This is a genomic window from Siphonobacter sp. SORGH_AS_0500 (assembly GCF_031453245.1).
In the GTDB taxonomy this organism is placed as follows: Bacteria; Bacteroidota; Bacteroidia; order Cytophagales; family Spirosomataceae; genus Siphonobacter.
In genome coordinates, this window is the sequence record NZ_JAVIYT010000001.1 from 2,450,732 (window position 1) to 2,467,891 (window position 17,160).

Below are 17,160 nucleotides of genomic sequence, written 5' to 3' on the forward strand. Positions count from 1 at the left end.
ATTAATCGAGAACAAGCGTAGCATTAAAAGCCAATATCCACTACTAAAAGCTGAGCAGAATACCTCCTTTCCTGCGTGATAACTTGCCGGAATCCCAGTTCCAGCGGCTGCCGGAAACGGAGCAGATTAAAATCAAAAATGATGTCCAAACCCGCAGATCCGTAATAACGATCCCGCAGACCATTATTCCGCACCGGAATCAACGCATGGCCGCCATCCACAAAGGCATTGAGTTTCACTCGCTGAATGTATAACAAGGGCCCGATGGCCAGATCGGGGTAAAGCAGGGGTAATTGATATTGAATCGATCCGGTCGTCAGGCGTTGAGCGTTTTCGTAAGCATAACCTCTTGGGAAAAATAGCGGGCTACTGAAAACATAAGTATCCGAAGCTCCCTGAAACTGAATACCCCCAAAGACGCGGAGCGAATGGTGTTTGGCAAAACCCGGAAAGTACAACCGCGTTTGTAAAGCTAGTAGGTTCCCCTGCAAAGTACCGCCAAAGGGCGTATTGCGGGCGTAGGCCAAAAAGGTTTGTCCCCAGCGAGGTTGAACATCGCGTTTGGATTGCCGTAACAAGCGGTTATACGCGAAAGATACCGTCGTAGCAGCCAGGTTATTAGAGCCCGGTTCGTTCCGGTTTCGAACCCAAAGGTCATACCCTTTCGTTTGAATGAAATTGCCATAAACGGCCATTGATAGCCCTTCCCGGTACTTGGAATGCGTGAAGGTAAGGGGTAAACGAAGGCCCACATTCAGGTCGTTTTGACGCCAGCGATCCACACCCGTGCTGTCGAGCGGAGCTTGCCGGTCTAAGGCATATCGGGTGGCTCGGGAGCCGCTGCTCACACTCACATCCAGCACGGGGTACCAGCCGTAATAACTGAAGTTACCATACCATTGGCCCTGCCTTTCGGCTGCGTTGTAGGTGTAGCCACCAGAGGTAAAAGCGGTTGAAATAAGATTCTGGGATTCAATACCCACATTCAAGTCCGTAATGCTGGAACTGAACGTAGGTCCCCAATGATAAATATTGAATAAATTGGCTTTGGAATAAGAGCGAGTAGGGTAGTCCTGACCAGGGACTTTTGAGAGTATAGAGGCATTGTTTTCCTGCTGAACCAAAGGCCCAAAAGAGCGATCAGGAGCGGCCGGGATTTCCTGTATTTCCGGCCAGTGGGAAGGGTCAAAAGGCATGGTACCGATTCGAAATCCTTTTTCACCAAAATCCTGAAAAGCCAGCGTTTTTCGATCAGGAGAAAGGGCCGCATGGTAAGCCCCAAAAGGTCGACGGGTGACCTGATACGTCTTTTTAGTGGTAAGATGATAGGCGTAAATCTGGTCAATGCCTGTATACGGAGCGTTGTAAATCAACCAGTTCTGGTGAAGTAAAGGTTGAGCAATGTTCTGAATAAGGGGTGTAAAGACTTCCTGGGTACTGCCGTTGGCAAGCGTTACTATCTCGAACGTCTTTTTACGGCCTATTTGCTTGGTAACCACTACCTGCTGTCCGTCGGTTGAAAAACGGGGCTGTTGATAAAATGCCTGATCTGGATTGGGGAATACCTGCAAAACTTGTCCAGTGGAAGCATCAAGTAATACCAGTTGACTTTTGCCCTGCGTATCCACTTCAACGGTAATAATGCGAGAATCGTCGGGCGAAATGCTCGGGGCGAAGTAACGGCTAAGGGAGCTTAATTTATTCAGTTTTCCCGTTTGCGTGTGCAGGGTTTTTAGTACGGTATAATCCCGCATTCCCCACCGGGGATCAAAATGCTGTTCCGCCCAAACGAGCGTATGGGTACCGAAAGAAAGGGTAGCAGAATTATTGAGGTAACCCGTTTCAAAAAGCGTTTCTTCCTTTAATGTATCCAGTCTAACAAACGCTGGAATATTCGCTAAACCTGATTTAAGAGCGATCAAGCGGCCATCGGGTAAATACTGGGGAAATTGATAATCTGTATATACCTTCGGAAGGGCCGATTGGTAATCCACAGGGGTTAAGTTCCTGGGTTGTTGTTCCGACCATTGCTTTTTAAAGTCCTCATTGGCCAATCTATACAAGCCCTCTACGCCAACTTTTGTCGTTTTTCGTAATTTATCCGAGAATGAAAAAGGGTAGAAGGGGAAACGGTAATACTTGTTCAACGCCTGGTCCCAAACCTCCGGGCCGAAAGTTCGGCGGGTATAATTGGTCAGTTGATACCCCAGCACATACCAGTCCGGCACATTATCCTTATACGATCCCGCGACGGCTTTAAAGTAAGAGAAAGGTTTAGGCCGACTTAATAACTGCGTCCGTTGCAGCAGGTTAAATTCAGGAATTCGACCGCGACCTCCCGCCGTTAGAGCGGTCTCCGTACAAACGGCATCTCCTTCACTGAACCAGTCTGGAACGCCCAAGTTGATAAAAGAAGTGGCGTTATAGCCAAAGGCGTAAAACAAAGCTTTACTAAGGCCCGTCATGGCCTTCTCGTACTGCACCACATGCCGAAATTCATGGACGGCCAGTAAATCCAGCCAGCGGTTATTCCCCAGAAAATTAGCGTCCTGAGGTGGTGTGATGTAGAACTCTGTATGTCGGGGCATGAGGGTTACAAACCCATTGGAAACGGTAGTTTGGGTTTGTAATACTAAAGAAATAGGTCGGGGTCTTCGTCCCAGGGTTTTCGCGACAGGATCATAAACCGTTTCGAGGGTATTCGCTAAATGATTACTCAGGGAATCATAGCCCTTTGGGTAGATTAACCGGAAGTGAGGGGTGCGTTTTTGTGACCATTGCAGCGAAGACTGATTTTGGGAAGTATTGCCAAGTTGAGCCCAGGATGGGATTGCTAAAAAGCTGATCGTTAGTAGGATAACTAATAATCGTAAACAAGTCGACATACCTAAGGTGGGGTATTAACTGAACGCGTCAGGGATTTGCAATAAATAAGTGTGGAAAGCTACTCACAAACTGCGAAAGTAACACCTTTGAGAATTGTAGAATATAGTGGTAAGTCGAGTAAAAATGGGCAAGAAAATCGAATACCTCAATTAATGCTTGCCTGATTTTCAATTTTAAATAGTTTTGCTAAAAATTTTGTCAAAACGCGAGGAGGTATGAGCATCATTAGTGAAAATATTCGATATTTACGGAATCGTAACGATCTGACTCAGGAGCAGTTAGCTCGTCGGTTGGGAACCAAACGACCCAATATTGGAGCCTATGAAGAAGCTCGGGCCAATCCGCCGCGTGAGACGCTAATCAAGCTTTCCCAGCTATTTGGGGTTACGCTGGATCAATTACTAACGGCTGATTTACGCCGCATTCGGGACACGCCCAGTTTAAACCTGGGGACTTCGGCTCCGCCACCTCCGGTTTACCGGGCAGAGCCTTCGAGGCCCCCTCAGCCCATTCAGAAAGTGGTTGATACCTACTTTCGGCAAAAATCTCAGGTTAATCTGGTTGCTCAGCGGGTGACACTGCGAAAATTAAATCGTCTGGATTATCCGGCTGCGACCCTACCTGTTGAAAAGCCAAAGTCCTTCGATACGCCAATTCAAACGCCCGTCCTGACACCTTCGGTCAATGCACCGAGTACCAATGTGAGTCAGGATTCGGGTATTCGGTTGGTTAAGAAGGAGCAGACAAGTGAGTATCTTACTAAATCAAGACAGGGCGAATACATTCAGCAATTGCCGCCCTTCCAGGGCCCGCGAACGCAATCGGGCGTTGTCCGGGCTTTTGAGGTAGGTGAAGACTTTTCCATTCCCGGCTCAATCATCATTGCTGAGCAGGTAAATGACTGGTATAAACTGGAAGACTCCAAGCATTACATCATTGTGGCCCGACCGCAGGGTATTATGTATCGACGGGTATATAATCAGTTGAAGATCAAAAGTACGCTGTTATTAAGTTCCGATAACCCAGCCATTCAAACGCTGGAAGTGTCTTCTAAAGATATTATTGAAGTCTGGGCAGTAAAGGGATTTTACAGCACCCAGCTACCCGAGCCGCCCTTGTCGCTGGACCGAATGAAAGCTTTGGTTGAAGAACTGAAAATGGAACTGGATCGGGTAAAGTAAATGGAAGGTTTTGCTTCACTTTGGATGACCCAGGGTATACAATAAGTACCTCTACCTGTCCCCTCTCAAACCTGGAGAGAGAACTTCTGTAGGAATGGGTTAGGGTTAGTAAAGTTTGTTTATGACCTAATACGTTCGCAAAGGTCAGTAAGGTCCTTCGCTCCGCTCTGGATGACAGGGAGAAAGGGAGTACATACACTCCCGGCCTGCCATCTCGACCGTAGGGAGAAAACTTCTGTGGGAATGGGACGAAAGTAAGGCTAATGAATTGCCCACCGTTCGTCCGCGACTCAGTCGCGGATGCCTGAGAAAAGCGTATGCAACGCTCAGTGTTACCAAAGCTTTTATTAGGAACGAGATGGCATCTTGCACGAGAGTGACACCTATAATACTAAAATAATATGAATAAAATTTTAATAATTATATTTAGGACAATAGGAATCATTGTGCTTCTAGTTTTGCCATTTTTTCCGATAACGGAAAACTTCTTCCCACCCGAAGAACAAGTAGACAACCAGACTTTTGGAACCTATGTTGCTATCTGCATAGGAATTGTCGCAATTGGAACAGGACTTATTTTTACTCTTAAAAAATCCAATCCTATTTCAGGATGGCTTTTTTTTGCGATAGGTATGACCGCTATTTTCCCGTTACACTTAGGCCCGCCAAGAATGGACGGAAGTTTATTGACATTTGCCATCATTGAACAGTTCAGATACGGCTTGCTTTTACTTGCTACGCTGTTATTATTCTTCGGAGGTCTTAACGTATTAACTCCAATTAGAGGCGTACAACCCAAGACGTTTTTCGCAATATTAATCGTTACTATACTCTTCAACTTATGGGACAATTACAGTTCTTTTATGCTTAGTTCCGAAATGAAAAACTGGGTGGCTGAGGGTAAAAGTCCAAATGATTTTTCCGTACAATTCAACTTTCAGATTACTTGGCGGACACTGGCCAGAATTGGCCTTTACCTAACTGAAATTATACTGACATTTATACTCTTAAAACAACTTGAAATCAAAAAATGGCAATTGATTAGCTTATCCGCTTTTTGTATAATTGGAATAATATTCTGTATACTTTGCTTGCTTGACAATTTCGAAAATTTTTATTTCCCGTTCATGGTACCTGCCATCGCTCTTGCTCCGGCATACTGGCTAGGAATTGCATTATTAACAAATAAAAAAGTAGACCGTGGATAGATACAAAGTAACCTTTGAAACCTAGAACAAAGTAGCTGGACTTTATTAAGACAAGTTTGTGGATTTAGACTTATACAAAAAAAATGTATAATTACATCTACAATACAATTATAAAAGACAAAGCCAGAATTTTAGAAATTGACTGTGGACTGGGAAATATTAAAAAATATCTCTTATCAAAAAGACCCGACTTTGATGTGTTGGAATTACCATTTCTCCCTAATATGATAGAACTTGCAAAAAAGAATAACTCAAATGCAAGTTTCATCATTACGGACGTCAGAAAAATTGATGGAATAAAGACAAAAGTGAGAAAGAACTTCTGTGAGAATGGGACGAGCGTAAAGCAAGGCTAATGAACTCTCCATTAGAAACTATACCCCATCATCATAAGGTTCTTCGCTTCGCTCTGAATGACAGCCTGTGAAAATAAAAAGGAGAGTAAAGTAATCCCGCTTGTGCTTTTAAAAGTAATAAGAAATGAGAGGCCTTTAATTATACAGACACTCGGAAGAGCATGACCCCTGAAAAACAAAAGCCGGATTCTAAGTCCGGCTTTTGTCTTTGTTAAGAAAGTCCTGAAATTTCGTCCAGTGACTTTTCAATATCGTTTAAAAAGCGATTATTACCACTGGGGTTAACCAATGAAGTTCCGAATTCATACCAGAGGCCATCGCCCACATTAATGTAATTACCGGGGCGTTCCGGGGTTTTTTGCGTGGCTTTTTCTGCGAGAAATTCGCCCGCGTAAATGAGCTTTAAAACCGGATTTAACGTATCCCAACGAACCTCATTAGACTTTTCGGTATTATCAATCTGAAGATTCATCTTTACCGTTCGCTTCGAGAAAAAGACATTCATTTCAACCTGAATGGATTTATCTTTTAGCTTTTTCAGGTAGATCAGTTTAAGTGGAGCTTCGAGTTTAGCGGTTTCATAAATTGCCTGAATTAACTCCTGCGACAAATACTCCCAGGCTTCCCGGTTTTTAGGCTTCCCCAGCACCGGCTCCTGATCTTTATATTCCAGACTAAGCCAGAACTGATTTTCTGCTTCGTTGGCTAGGCGATTACTTTTATAGAACTCTGTTTTTGCTCCAAGCGAGCGAATTTCATTGGTCCAGACGGGCAGAAGGGTGCCTTCCCAGGCGAAATCGTCGCTTCCGGTAAATCCTTCTCCCCAGATTTCATCTTCTGTCAAATCTTCCCGATCGATATACTCAATCTGAAAGTTGACTTGCAATTCATCAGCCCGATTGATAGTCGCCCGGATGGAGTATTTGTGGGAATAAGGAGCCGGAATGAGTTCGGCTGTCTGGTAATTAATCTCGATGGATCGTAAAGGAGTTTCCATAAACGCATTTCTAAAGGGGAAAAATAATGAATAGTTTTCAGTTTATACCCTTTATGGTGTGCTTTTAGCTAATAAAAGCCGAATCAAATACAAGTAGTTGATCGTTTCTAATGGATAGCTGGTTAATTGATAGTCAACGTTTTAGGGTCGAACGATCTATTATTAAATCATTATAAGAACTTACTTGCTTTTCATGGACACTTAGCAAAGCAAGTATAAGGTTTCTCCCTTCCTTTGAGAGGACAGGTGGGTAATAGTAAAAAGAAAAGCCGCACTAGCGTGGATGCACAGGCGTGCCACAACACCCCATTTGTCATTCAGAGCGAAGCGAAGAACTTTACTGGAATGACAGGTGACTTCATTACTGGCAAATGCGTTTGTTAGGGCCGTTAGTCTTAGTAACGCTAAACATCGCTTCGTCCGAGATGATGGAAACGAAAGCTCTAAACACTCCGGTTCAGTTGAGCGACGCTGGTTTTTTTATCAATTTTATTGCTGGGCGTATGCATAAACTGAGAAATAAAATGAATGCTGCGAGGATTTTTATAAGTAGGCAAGAAGCTTTTCAGGTGTTCTAAAAACCTATTGATCTGATCAGAAACCTGGGTTTCGCCTTCAATGACTAACGCTAACTGCTGGCCTAATGTCTCATTGGGAAATCCCCAGGTAAAATACCGCTTACCTGGAAAATGTTCGTGCATGATCGGTTCCAGCAAACGATCTACTTCTTCCAGTTGAATCTTGACGCCCCCAGAGTTAATAATATTATCGGCTCGGCCCAGAATTCGAAAACGGCTTTCTCCCAGCATCTCCGCCACGTCGTTCGTTTGGATGCGTTCGTGATTGGATGCGGCTGCGGTAATGTGCAGACAGCCCCGCTCGTCCAGCCCTAATTCCACGCCGGGGAGAGCCTGAAAATAATCCGTTTTTTCCGGCCCGTTTAACCGTTTAACCGCAATGTGCGAAACCGTCTCGGTCATGCCATAGGTCGCATATACGGGTGAGGATAACGCGTCCAGTTTTTCCTGTAAGCTTGATGATACGGCAGCTCCACCCAAAATAATCGCTTTCATTTTCTGCAAAGCGGGCAAATGGTGTTCGGGATTTTCGAGCAGCTTCTGTAGCTGAAGCGGAACGAGTGCCACGAAATCAATGCCGTTCAGATACGGCGATAACGCAGACGTAGGCTCGATTACCTCCAATTCCAGACCAATCTCGAGGGCACGAACCAACATCATCATTCCGGCGATGTACTCCACATTTAGGCAACACAAAGCCCGGTCGCCTTTTTGAAGCTGAAACGTATCGGCGGTCAGTTGGGCCGACGCTTGCATCTGGCTTCGCGTTAATTCGATGGCTTTGGGAATACCCGTCGACCCGGACGTATGGATGGTAAACGTGGATTGTCCGGCGAGCCATTGTTCACAAAAACCAATGACTTTTTCTTCGTATGACGTGTGAGGAACGGGCAGCGGCTGATCCCGATGAATGACTATCATTCCTGATTCGTAGTTTTGAGAAATGCAGAGCGGAATAACGTCCAGTTAATTTGACTAATGAATTTTCCATTGAAAAAACGATTCTCCCGGAAATAACCTTCCTGCTGAAATCCGTATTGCGTAAGCACTGCGGCGGAGGCTATGTTTTCAGGATCAGTAATGGCCTCAATCGTGTGTAGATGCATCGTTTCAAATCCGTATCGAATTACTTGGTTTAATGCTTCCCGAATGATGCCTTTCCGATGGAAATTGCCGTGAAGCATATAGCCCACTTCAGCCCTGAAATGCTCAGGATACAGATTCACGAATCCGATGAATCCGAGCAGAGCCGGGTTCTCTCGAAGAGAAATTCCCCAAATGATGGATTTCTGCTCTTGTGTACGCTGATTCATTTGCTCAATCAGAACCAGAGCATCGTTGCTCGATAGAGCAAGGGGCCGTGGAATGTATTTCATCAACTCAGGATTAGATCGGAGCGAAAACATATCTTCCGTATCGTCAGGCGTGAGCTGTCGTAAGACTAATCGGTCAGTGGTTAATACGGGGAAAGGATCGAATGAGTAGGGCATAGGATTAAAAAGAAGAACGACTCAAAGATACCTCTGAGCCGTTCCTTGTGACGTTAATAGGAGTGAATTTACTGGGAAAAAGAACCAATTAAGCCTTTTCAACTGCCGCAATAGCCCGTTCTTCGCCATTGACCCAGACGTTTAGAGCATCGCCTTCACGGTTTTCAACGATAACTCCTCCATCGGCACTTACCTTAATATCCAGTAAGTTATCCCGGAAGCGAATGTTGAAGGAATATCCCTGCCATTGCTGCGGACACGTGGGCGACAAATGCAACTGCCCGTCTTTGATCCGTAAACCACCAAAACCTTTCACAATACTCATCCAGGTTCCGGCCATAGAGGTAATGTGCAGCCCGTCTTCGGTATCGTTATTGTAATCGTCCAGATCGAGACGGCTGGTGCGGAGATACATCTCGTACGCTTTCTCGGGTCTGTTTAAACCCGAAGCCAGAATGCCGTGAACGCAGGGGGATAACGATGATTCATGAACGGTGCGGGGTTCGTAATAATCGTAATTCCGGCGAATCACCTCTTCTGAAAATTCTTCCTCGAAAAAGTAAAGCCCCTGTAAGACATCCGCCTGCTTAATGAAAGGCGAACGCAAAATCCGGTCCCAGGACCATTTCTGGTTCAGCGGTCGATCTTCTGGACGTAAATCGCTGACGAGAATGTTTTCCTTGTCCAGGTAATTGTCCTGCTGGAGGAAAATACCCAACTCTTCCGAGGCTGGGTAATGCATTTGATCGATAATTTGCTGGAAACGAGCGAACTCTGTTTCTTCGGCAAGGTGAAGTTGCTGAACCAGGGCTTGGTAACGTTCGCCATCGGTTGACTTCAACTCTTCCGCTACCTCCAGCACATAGCGAAGACACCAGCAAGCGATGTAGTTCGTGTACCAGTTGTTATTAACGTTGTTTTCGTATTCATTTGGTCCCGTAACACCCAGCATGACAAACTTCTGCCGCTCTTCCGACCAGGTAATGCGTTGCGACCAGAAACGGGCAATGCCCAGTAGGACTTCAAAGCCATACTCGCCCAGATAAGCCCGATCACCCGTGTAACGCACGTAATCGTGGATAGCGTAGGCGATGGCTCCGTTCCGGTGAATTTCCTCGAACGTAATTTCCCATTCGTTATGGCACTCTTCCCCATTCATGGTAACCATCGGGTAAAGAGCAGCTCCGTCCTTAAATCCAAGTTTCTCGGCATTCTCAATTGCTTTGCCCAGTTGCTTCCAACGGTAAATCAACAAGTTACGAGCTACTTTGGGCTCAGCCGTAGAAAGATAAAAAGGAATGCAATAGGCTTCGGTATCCCAATAGGTTACTCCGCCGTATTTTTCGCCAGTAAAGCCTTTCGGACCGATGTTTAAACGATCGTCTTCGCCCGTGTACGTCTGACTTAACTGGAAGAGATTGAAACGGATGGCCTGCTGGGCTGCTACATCGCCTTCAATCACAATATCCATGTGCTGCCATTTCTGATCCCAGGCCTGAATTTGCTCTTTCAGCAAAGCTTCATACCCTTTATCAGACATTTTCTGCAGGTAATTCTTGGCTATGGATAATAACTCTTCGCGGCTATGATTCTGGTCGCTGATGTTACAAGCGTATTTTACCAGGGCAATTTCTTCGCCAGCAATCACGTCTAACTGAATGCGGCTACTCACGTAACGATCCTGCTTGACGGGTAATGCCTTGAAATGGAAAGGAGCTCCGTCGCGGTATAGATCAAATTTCTGACCCGTAACGACTTCAAACTGAGGAACGTTATAAGGGTTAGGAATCGTGGTTAAATGCAGATACCCTTCCGCAAAACCCGTTTCGCGATGAATTTCCTGCCAGAATTTCTGATCATAATTCGAATCCCGGTTGGAAATTGTACCGTCGATGTAAGGAATGATCGTAAGTTTTCCATCGAAGTTAAGCGGCTTGATGCAGTAACGAATAACGGCCCCCTCGTCATACGTAAGCGAGCAGAAGCGTTTTGCCGTAACCCCAACCTGTTTGCCGGAAGGTAACATGGCCACAAAAGAACGACTGAGCCAGCCTTCTTTCATGTTCAGGGTTCGCTGAAAATGATGCACCTGGCAGTTCGCCAAATCCAGCTTTTCGTCTTCCAGTTCAATCTGAACGCCGAGCCAGTTGGCAGCATTGATTACCTTGGCGAAGTAATTAGGGTACCCGTTTTTCCACCAGCCTACGCGAGTTTTATCGGGAAAATAAACGCCGGCAACGTAGTTACCCTGGAGCGTTTTTCCCGAGTATCCTTCTTCGAAATTACCCCGTTGGCCCATTCGCCCATTGCCAAGCGACATGATGGATTCGGTGATTTCATTGTATTCGGGATGAAAGCCCTCTTCAATGATGCACCATTCGTCGTGTGTTAGATAATTTTTCATCCGAGTTTTTTCATAAATCAGCCTTAAGCGACTGATTTTGTATGTTTAATGGTCATAAAGTCAATCTAGCAAGAGAGGCGAGCTTATTGCCAGCCTAATAGTTCATCGCTGAGTTTGGATAAACTAGTTTCCGTAAAGGACGAAATCACAATATCGGCTTCGGTAAGTACCTCCGCTGAACCCACCCCCACGGCTTTCATGCCTCCGCGATGGGCCGCTTCAATGCCCGCTACTGCGTCTTCAAAGACGACACAGTCGGCAGGAGGCAGGTTGAAAGCTTTGGCTCCCAGTAAGAACACTTCGGGATCAGGCTTGCTTTTGGTGATGTGCGTACCGTCGATAATGACGTCGAAGGAGTCAATCATACCGATTTGTTCCAGAATGAGTCGGGCGTTTTTACTGGCCGAACCCAAACCAATGCCAATGTCGGCCTTGCGAAGTGATTCCAGAAAGTCTTTCACTCCGGGTAATATTTCGTCGGGAGTCATTTGATGAATGTATTCGAGATACCATTCATTCTTTTGAGTCGCCCATTTATTTTTTTCTTCGTCCGATAAGGTAACGCCGCCCCAACCCAAAATTAATTCCAGCGATTCCATGCGGGAAACGCCTTTGAGTTGTTCGTTTTGATGTTCAGTAAAATCAAAACCCAGTTCATTGGCCATGCGTCTCCAGGCTTTGTAATGGTAAATGGCCGTATCGACAATCACTCCGTCCAGATCAAAAAGGCAAGCTTTCAAAGTAGTCAAAATTTTGGTTTTCAGATTAGTGTAATTCCAGCACCAGCGAAGACCAGGGTGATAATTGTATTTGTTTGAATGAAGGAAGCGAGGCTCCTGTCATTACATTTCTAGCAGAGGTTACCCCGTTTAGCAGTTCGCTGAAACGATCCGTTTGAACGGTTCTGGCATCTTTGGTAGGGTTCAGTAAAACCATTACTTTCCCTTGAGAATCGTGCCTAAAATAAGCATAGATTCCGTCCTGTGGCAAAAAGTGAGTCAATTTTCCGGTTTGCAGGGCTGTGGATTGCTGCCGGTAACGGGCAAGGGTTCGAACGAAGGAATATGCTTCATTCTCAGTTGACGTTCGACCTTCAGCCGTGAATTTACTCGAGGGGTCATTGGGAAAGCCCCCCGGAAAATCCTTACGAACTTCCGCGTCAGATGGATTTTTGAAATTCTTCATAAGAATCTCGGTGCCGTAGTAAAGTTGTGGGATGCCTCGCGTGGTGAGCAAAAAAGTTATGCCCATTTTATACTTGTTCAAATCTTCCCCAATCACCGAAAAATACCGATCTAAATCGTGGTTATCCAGAAAGATAAGGTTACGAAAAGCGTCGTCATAGAGGATATCCTGCCCCAGAATCTCGTACCAACGGTTATTCGACTGATTGAGGGATTCATTGGTGGCAAAATACAACTGAAAATCAATGGCTCCGGGCAGATTACTCTTCCAGGGAACGTTCAGTTTATTTTTTGCAAAATAAGCCTGATTGGGCACATTATTCACCCAGCTTTCTCCGCAGATGTACAAATTGGGATGCTCGTTTAGCAGACGCTGGTTGAGCGTATTCATGAATTCCAGGTTATTGTAGAAATAGGTATCTACCCGCCAGGCGTCAATGCCAAAATATTCAACCGTCCACAACGCATGCTGAATCAGAAAATTAGCAACGAATGGGTTTTTATGATTCCAGTCGGGCAGGAAGGAGGTAAACCAGCCATCCTGACTGATTTTTCGATCCTGTTCAGAGGCATAGGGATCAGCAACGGGCTGATCTTTGTACGTCGTATTCTGGTACTGGGGCCATTGATTAAGCCAGTCTTTAGCGGGCAAATCCCGAACAATCCAATGTCGATTCCCAACGTGATTATACACCGCATCCTGCATGATTTTCAAGCCTTTGGCATGAGCGGACTGAATTAGTTTCAGGTAAGCTTCATTCCCGCCCAGGCGTTTGTCCACGTTATAATGATCGGTAAATGCATAGCCGTGGTACGCGGAACGCTTCGTGCCGCCTTCATCCGTTAACGCCTGATCGTTTTCAATAACGGGATTGAGCCAAAGCGTGGTTACGCCTAAGTCCCTGAAGTAATCGAGGTGTTTGGTAATGCCCTGTAAATCCCCGCCGTGCCTCAGAAAAGGACTAGTGCGGTCGGATTGCGTATCTGCCATATCCGAAAAACGATCATTCGTCGGATCGCCGTTTGCGAAGCGGTCGGGGAGCAGGAGATAGACAAAGTCTTTGGAACTTACCGTCTGCGGTTTCGCGGTTCGGGCTTTCAGTTCGTAAGGAATGGTAATGGTTATTTCCCGACCGCCATTGATTACCGTTGCGTTTTGTCTTTTTTCGGTAAGGGGAAAAATTTTAGTGCATTGTAACTGAACCGTGCCGGGTTTGGCAGCGGCAGCAATGGTTAAATCAACCAGTATATAATTGGGATTATCAACGGTTTGTACCCGCTCGACAAAGACACCGGGATAATTAACCTTTACCTTCGTTCCTTTCAGATTAGGACCGTGCATCAGCAATTGTAACTGCTGATTTTTCATCCCCACAAACCAGTTAGTAGGGTTAATATGATCTACTTTAAGTCCCTGAGCTTCTGCAAAATAAGCCAGGCAGAAGAGAAGGCAGGTCAGTACGATCCATCGATGGGCAAGTCGGTGCATGTAAGATAGTGCTAAGCTTGGGGGTAAATGTAAGGTATACGTAAGGTAATTCTTTAGCGAATAAATATTAATTTAATTAGATATAATATATTTTTAAGGCGAAAATCAGTGTTAAAGATTGATATTTTCAAGAATGCTACCGAAATATAAGTCTAAAGCCGCATTTAATTACAGGATTTTAAAACACAGTAGATTCTGCATTGTTAATGAATTTTACGATACTTAACGAATCAATCGGAAAAACACGGACTGTTCAGAAGTTTGCGTTAGTTTTTCCTGCCAGTACCCTTTAAACTTCCCTGATAACCACATGTCTAGCACCTCACCCAATCATAAGTTACTTATTTACCAATTGACCATTCGTTTATTCGGTAATAAAAATAAGCAGGTAAAGCCCTGGGGCTCCCTGAAGGAAAACGGCACCGGAACCTTTAGTGACGTAAACGAAACGGCTTTAAAAAGCCTCAAGAAATTTGGCATTACCCACGTCTGGACTATGGGCGTTATTGAACACGCCACCATGGAGGATTTCTCAGAGCTGGGCATTCCGAAAGATCATCCAGCGGTGATCAAGGGTCGGGCGGGTTCGCCTTATGCCATTAAAGATTATTACGACGTAAACCCTTTTTTAGCTGAGAACCCAACCCATCGCATGGCCGAATTTGAGGCAATGGTCGAACGGGTTCATAAGCAGAAGCTGAAATTAATCATTGATTTCGTGCCCAATCACGTTGCTCGTCAGTATCATTCTGACGTGAAACCTACGGGCGTTCTGGATTTGGGCGAAGGCGATTTATCGGGCGTAGCTTTTTCTCCCGAAAACAATTTTTATTACCTGCCCGGCGAGGAATTTATCATTCCCGAAGGCGTACACGTACCCGTTGAATCAGTACAGCCTTACCATGAGTACCCCGCCAAAGCGACGGGTGATGACGTATTTTCTTCCCGTCCGAACATTAATCACTGGTACGAAACCACGAAGCTGAATTATGGCGTGGATTACCTGAAAAACCGGGCTACGCATTTTGATCCTATTCCCAACACCTGGTTCAAGATGCGGGATATTCTGCTGTTTTGGGCCAGCAAGGGCGTCGATGGCTTCCGTTGCGATATGGCCGAAATGGTTCCGGTGGAGTTCTGGGGCTGGTGTATTCCGCAAGTGAAGGCCAAATATACCGTTGATTTCATCGCCGAAATCTATAATCCGGCTCAGTATCATAACTACATCTTCAACGGAAAATTTGATTACCTCTACGACAAAGTAGGACTTTACGATACCTTGAGAGCGTTGATGGAAGGCCGGGGAAATGTGGCGGATATTACCAGAATCTGGCAACAGGAATCGGGGGATATCGATCAGCACATGTTACGGTTTCTGGAAAACCACGACGAACAACGTATTGCCAGTGAGTTTTTTGCTCGAAACCCCAACTACGCGATTCCGGCCTGGGTGGTAAGTGCTACGATGGGACGGGGGCCACTGATGTTGTTCTTCGGCCAGGAAGTAGGCGAGCCCGCGGCGGACGCGGAGGGCTTTCAGACGAAAGACGGAAGAACGACGATTTTTGACTGGTGGGCCGTTCCTCAATGGCAAAAGTTGATGAACGAAGGCAAATTTGATGGAGGCCAATTAAACGCCGAAGAAAAGCAGTTGTATGATTTCTACGCGGCCGTTAATAAGCTCTGTCAAAAATCGGAAGCCGTTCAGACGGGTCATTTTTATGATTTACAATACGTCAATAACTGGGGGCAATCGCCGGGTTATGATGACGTGCATATGTACAGTTACCTCCGTTACACGGAAAATCAGATTCTCTTGTTCGTAACCAACTTCCATCGGGAAGAATCCCGGACGGCGGAAGTTCGCATTCCCCAACACTTCTGGACATTAGTCGGGCTGAACCCGGAAGGGAATTATCAATACAAAGACCTACTGCTGGCGAAAAAAGTAAAGGGATCATTCCGGGCTACGGAAAGCATTTCAATACAAATTCCGGCCAATGGTGTGTTCGTTTTCGAAATTACCCCCCAATAAAAACCTGCGGTATGACCCATACTTCCGTTGTGAACCGACCCCGATTATCGTTCTGGCAAATCTGGAACATGAGCTTTGGATTTATGGGCATACAGTTTGGCCTGGGGTTGCAGAATGCCAATACCAGCCGTATTTTTTCCACGCTGGGAGCGAATGCCGATGAAATTCCCATCCTCTGGATTGCGGCACCAATCACGGGAATGCTCGTGCAACCCGTGATTGGTTACCTGAGTGATCGCACTTGGCATACGACCTGGGGTCGTCGGCGACCTTTTTTCTTTCTGGGTTCGGTATTGGCTTCGCTTGCTCTGATTCTGATGCCCAATTCCTCGGAGTTGTGGATGGCAGGAACTGTGCTGTGGCTCATGGACGCCTCCATTAATATTTCTATGGAACCCTTTCGGGCCTTTGTGGGCGACTTGTTACCTTCCGAACAACGCACGGCGGGGTTTGCCATGCAAAGCTTTTTTATTGGGGTTGGAGCCGTCATAGCCTCGGCTTTACCAGCCATTCTCTCGGCCTTTGGTGTTAGTAATACCGCCGATGTTGGCAAAATCCCGGATGCCGTGCGATGGTCTTACTACATCGGGGCGGCGGTCTTTTTTATTTGTGTTTTATATACGGTATTAACTTCCAGAGAATATCCGCCGGAAGATTTGGAAGCCTTTCGTCGGGAACACGCCCGCGTTCGATTATCCGACGTTTTCAGAGAAGCGTATTCAGGATTATTTCAAATGCCGAAGGTGATGAAACAACTGGCAGCCGTGCAGTTTTTTACCTGGTTCGGCCTGTTCTGCATGTGGATTTTCATGACGAACGCGGTTACTCAGCACCTATACGGAACAACCGATCCCCAATCCAAACTCTATAACGAAGGGGCTGATTTTGTGGGTATTGCAATGGCCATGTATAACGGTGTTGCGGCTTTATTTGCCTTATTCTTACCCTACATGGCGAGTAAGCTGGGCCGAAAAGTTACGCACCTGCTGTGTTTGTCGGCAGGAGGCTTAGGCTTGATTTCGATTTACTTTATAGAAGACCCTAATCTGGTTCTGCTGTCTATGACGGGCGTTGGCATTGCCTGGACGAGTATTCTCTCCATTCCTTACGCGATGCTGGCGGGAAGCTTACCCGCCGATCGGATGGGGTTCTTTATGGGAGTCTTCAATTTTTTCATTGTATTACCACAGGTGGTCGCCAGTTTAGGTTTAGCCGCTCTGGCCCGTTTTCTGGGTTTGCAACCCATTCAGGTAATCGTTATGGGTGGCGTTTTACTGATGATAGCGGGTTTGTTATCGCTGAGAATTAGTGATGAAGAAAATCTGAAACCAAATCTTCCGTCGTAAGTTCTT

The 17,160-nt window shown here is 45.8% G+C and carries 11 protein-coding genes; 4 read left to right on the forward strand and 7 right to left on the reverse strand.

What is annotated here, in order from left to right:
* Positions 1–23: 23 nt before the first annotated feature.
* Positions 24–2,885, reverse strand: coding sequence for a hypothetical protein (locus QE357_RS10360; RefSeq protein ID WP_309707212.1), 2,862 nt, complete (start codon positions 2,883–2,885; stop codon positions 24–26).
* Between the two features lie 216 nt (positions 2,886–3,101).
* Between QE357_RS10360 and QE357_RS10365 the strand changes: the two genes are divergently transcribed.
* Together QE357_RS10365 and QE357_RS10370 are read left to right on the forward strand one after the other, a co-directional pair.
* Positions 3,102–4,067, forward strand: coding sequence for a helix-turn-helix transcriptional regulator (locus QE357_RS10365; RefSeq protein ID WP_309707215.1), 966 nt, complete (start codon positions 3,102–3,104; stop codon positions 4,065–4,067).
* Between the two features lie 401 nt (positions 4,068–4,468).
* Complete coding sequence (locus tag QE357_RS10370; RefSeq protein ID WP_309707217.1) at positions 4,469–5,275, forward strand: hypothetical protein; 807 nt, start codon at positions 4,469–4,471, stop codon at positions 5,273–5,275.
* Positions 5,276–5,842: 567 nt separating this feature from the next.
* On the opposite strand, the gene QE357_RS10375 is transcribed toward QE357_RS10370, so the two are convergent.
* The 6 genes from QE357_RS10375 to QE357_RS10400 form a co-directional block, all read right to left on the reverse strand.
* On the reverse strand, positions 5,843–6,628 hold the full coding sequence (locus QE357_RS10375) for a hypothetical protein (RefSeq protein ID WP_106634847.1): 786 nt from the start codon (positions 6,626–6,628) through the stop codon (positions 5,843–5,845).
* A gap of 443 nt (positions 6,629–7,071) precedes the next feature.
* Complete coding sequence (locus QE357_RS10380; protein WP_309707220.1) at positions 7,072–8,127, reverse strand: AMP-binding protein; 1,056 nt, start codon at positions 8,125–8,127, stop codon at positions 7,072–7,074.
* Positions 8,124–8,696: a GNAT family N-acetyltransferase gene (locus QE357_RS10385; RefSeq protein WP_309707222.1), complete on the reverse strand. Its 573-nt coding sequence runs from the start codon at positions 8,694–8,696 to the stop codon at positions 8,124–8,126. Before QE357_RS10385 ends, QE357_RS10380 begins: the two co-directional genes overlap by 4 nt.
* Positions 8,697–8,784: 88 nt before the next feature.
* On the reverse strand, positions 8,785–11,100 hold the full coding sequence (locus tag QE357_RS10390; protein WP_309707225.1) for a family 65 glycosyl hydrolase domain-containing protein: 2,316 nt from the start codon (positions 11,098–11,100) through the stop codon (positions 8,785–8,787).
* A gap of 83 nt (positions 11,101–11,183) precedes the next feature.
* Positions 11,184–11,849: a beta-phosphoglucomutase gene (gene pgmB, locus QE357_RS10395; RefSeq protein WP_307142974.1), complete on the reverse strand. Its 666-nt coding sequence runs from the start codon at positions 11,847–11,849 to the stop codon at positions 11,184–11,186.
* A gap of 16 nt (positions 11,850–11,865) precedes the next feature.
* Positions 11,866–13,773 (reverse strand): alpha-amylase family glycosyl hydrolase, encoded by a 1,908-nt coding sequence (locus QE357_RS10400; RefSeq protein ID WP_309707228.1) that lies wholly within the window; start codon positions 13,771–13,773, stop codon positions 11,866–11,868.
* A gap of 310 nt (positions 13,774–14,083) precedes the next feature.
* Here QE357_RS10400 and QE357_RS10405 point away from each other — a divergent pair, with 310 nt between their 5' ends.
* Both QE357_RS10405 and QE357_RS10410 read left to right on the forward strand, forming a co-directional pair.
* The gene (locus QE357_RS10405) at positions 14,084–15,808 is read left to right on the forward strand and encodes an alpha-amylase family protein (protein WP_309707230.1); all 1,725 of its coding nucleotides are present in this window, start codon (positions 14,084–14,086) and stop codon (positions 15,806–15,808) included.
* A gap of 11 nt (positions 15,809–15,819) precedes the next feature.
* Positions 15,820–17,154: an MFS transporter gene (locus QE357_RS10410; RefSeq protein ID WP_309707232.1), complete on the forward strand. Its 1,335-nt coding sequence runs from the start codon at positions 15,820–15,822 to the stop codon at positions 17,152–17,154.
* Positions 17,155–17,160 lie beyond the last annotated feature (6 nt).

What these genes read in the sequence shown, in the direction of transcription:
- QE357_RS10375 (WP_106634847.1), bottom strand. Translation starts at nt 6,628, where the DNA reads ATGGAAACTCCTTTACGATCCATCGAGATTAATTACCAGACAGCCGAA.
- QE357_RS10370 (WP_309707217.1), top strand. Translation starts at nt 4,469, where the DNA reads ATGAATAAAATTTTAATAATTATATTTAGGACAATAGGAATCATTGTG.
- QE357_RS10380 (WP_309707220.1), bottom strand. Translation starts at nt 8,127, where the DNA reads ATGATAGTCATTCATCGGGATCAGCCGCTGCCCGTTCCTCACACGTCA.
- QE357_RS10400 (WP_309707228.1), bottom strand. Translation starts at nt 13,773, where the DNA reads ATGCACCGACTTGCCCATCGATGGATCGTACTGACCTGCCTTCTCTTC.
- QE357_RS10385 (WP_309707222.1), bottom strand. Translation starts at nt 8,696, where the DNA reads ATGCCCTACTCATTCGATCCTTTCCCCGTATTAACCACTGACCGATTA.
- QE357_RS10390 (WP_309707225.1), bottom strand. Translation starts at nt 11,100, where the DNA reads ATGAAAAATTATCTAACACACGACGAATGGTGCATCATTGAAGAGGGC.
- QE357_RS10405 (WP_309707230.1), top strand. Translation starts at nt 14,084, where the DNA reads ATGTCTAGCACCTCACCCAATCATAAGTTACTTATTTACCAATTGACC.
- QE357_RS10360 (WP_309707212.1), bottom strand. Translation starts at nt 2,885, where the DNA reads ATGTCGACTTGTTTACGATTATTAGTTATCCTACTAACGATCAGCTTT.
- QE357_RS10365 (WP_309707215.1), top strand. Translation starts at nt 3,102, where the DNA reads ATGAGCATCATTAGTGAAAATATTCGATATTTACGGAATCGTAACGAT.
- QE357_RS10410 (WP_309707232.1), top strand. Translation starts at nt 15,820, where the DNA reads ATGACCCATACTTCCGTTGTGAACCGACCCCGATTATCGTTCTGGCAA.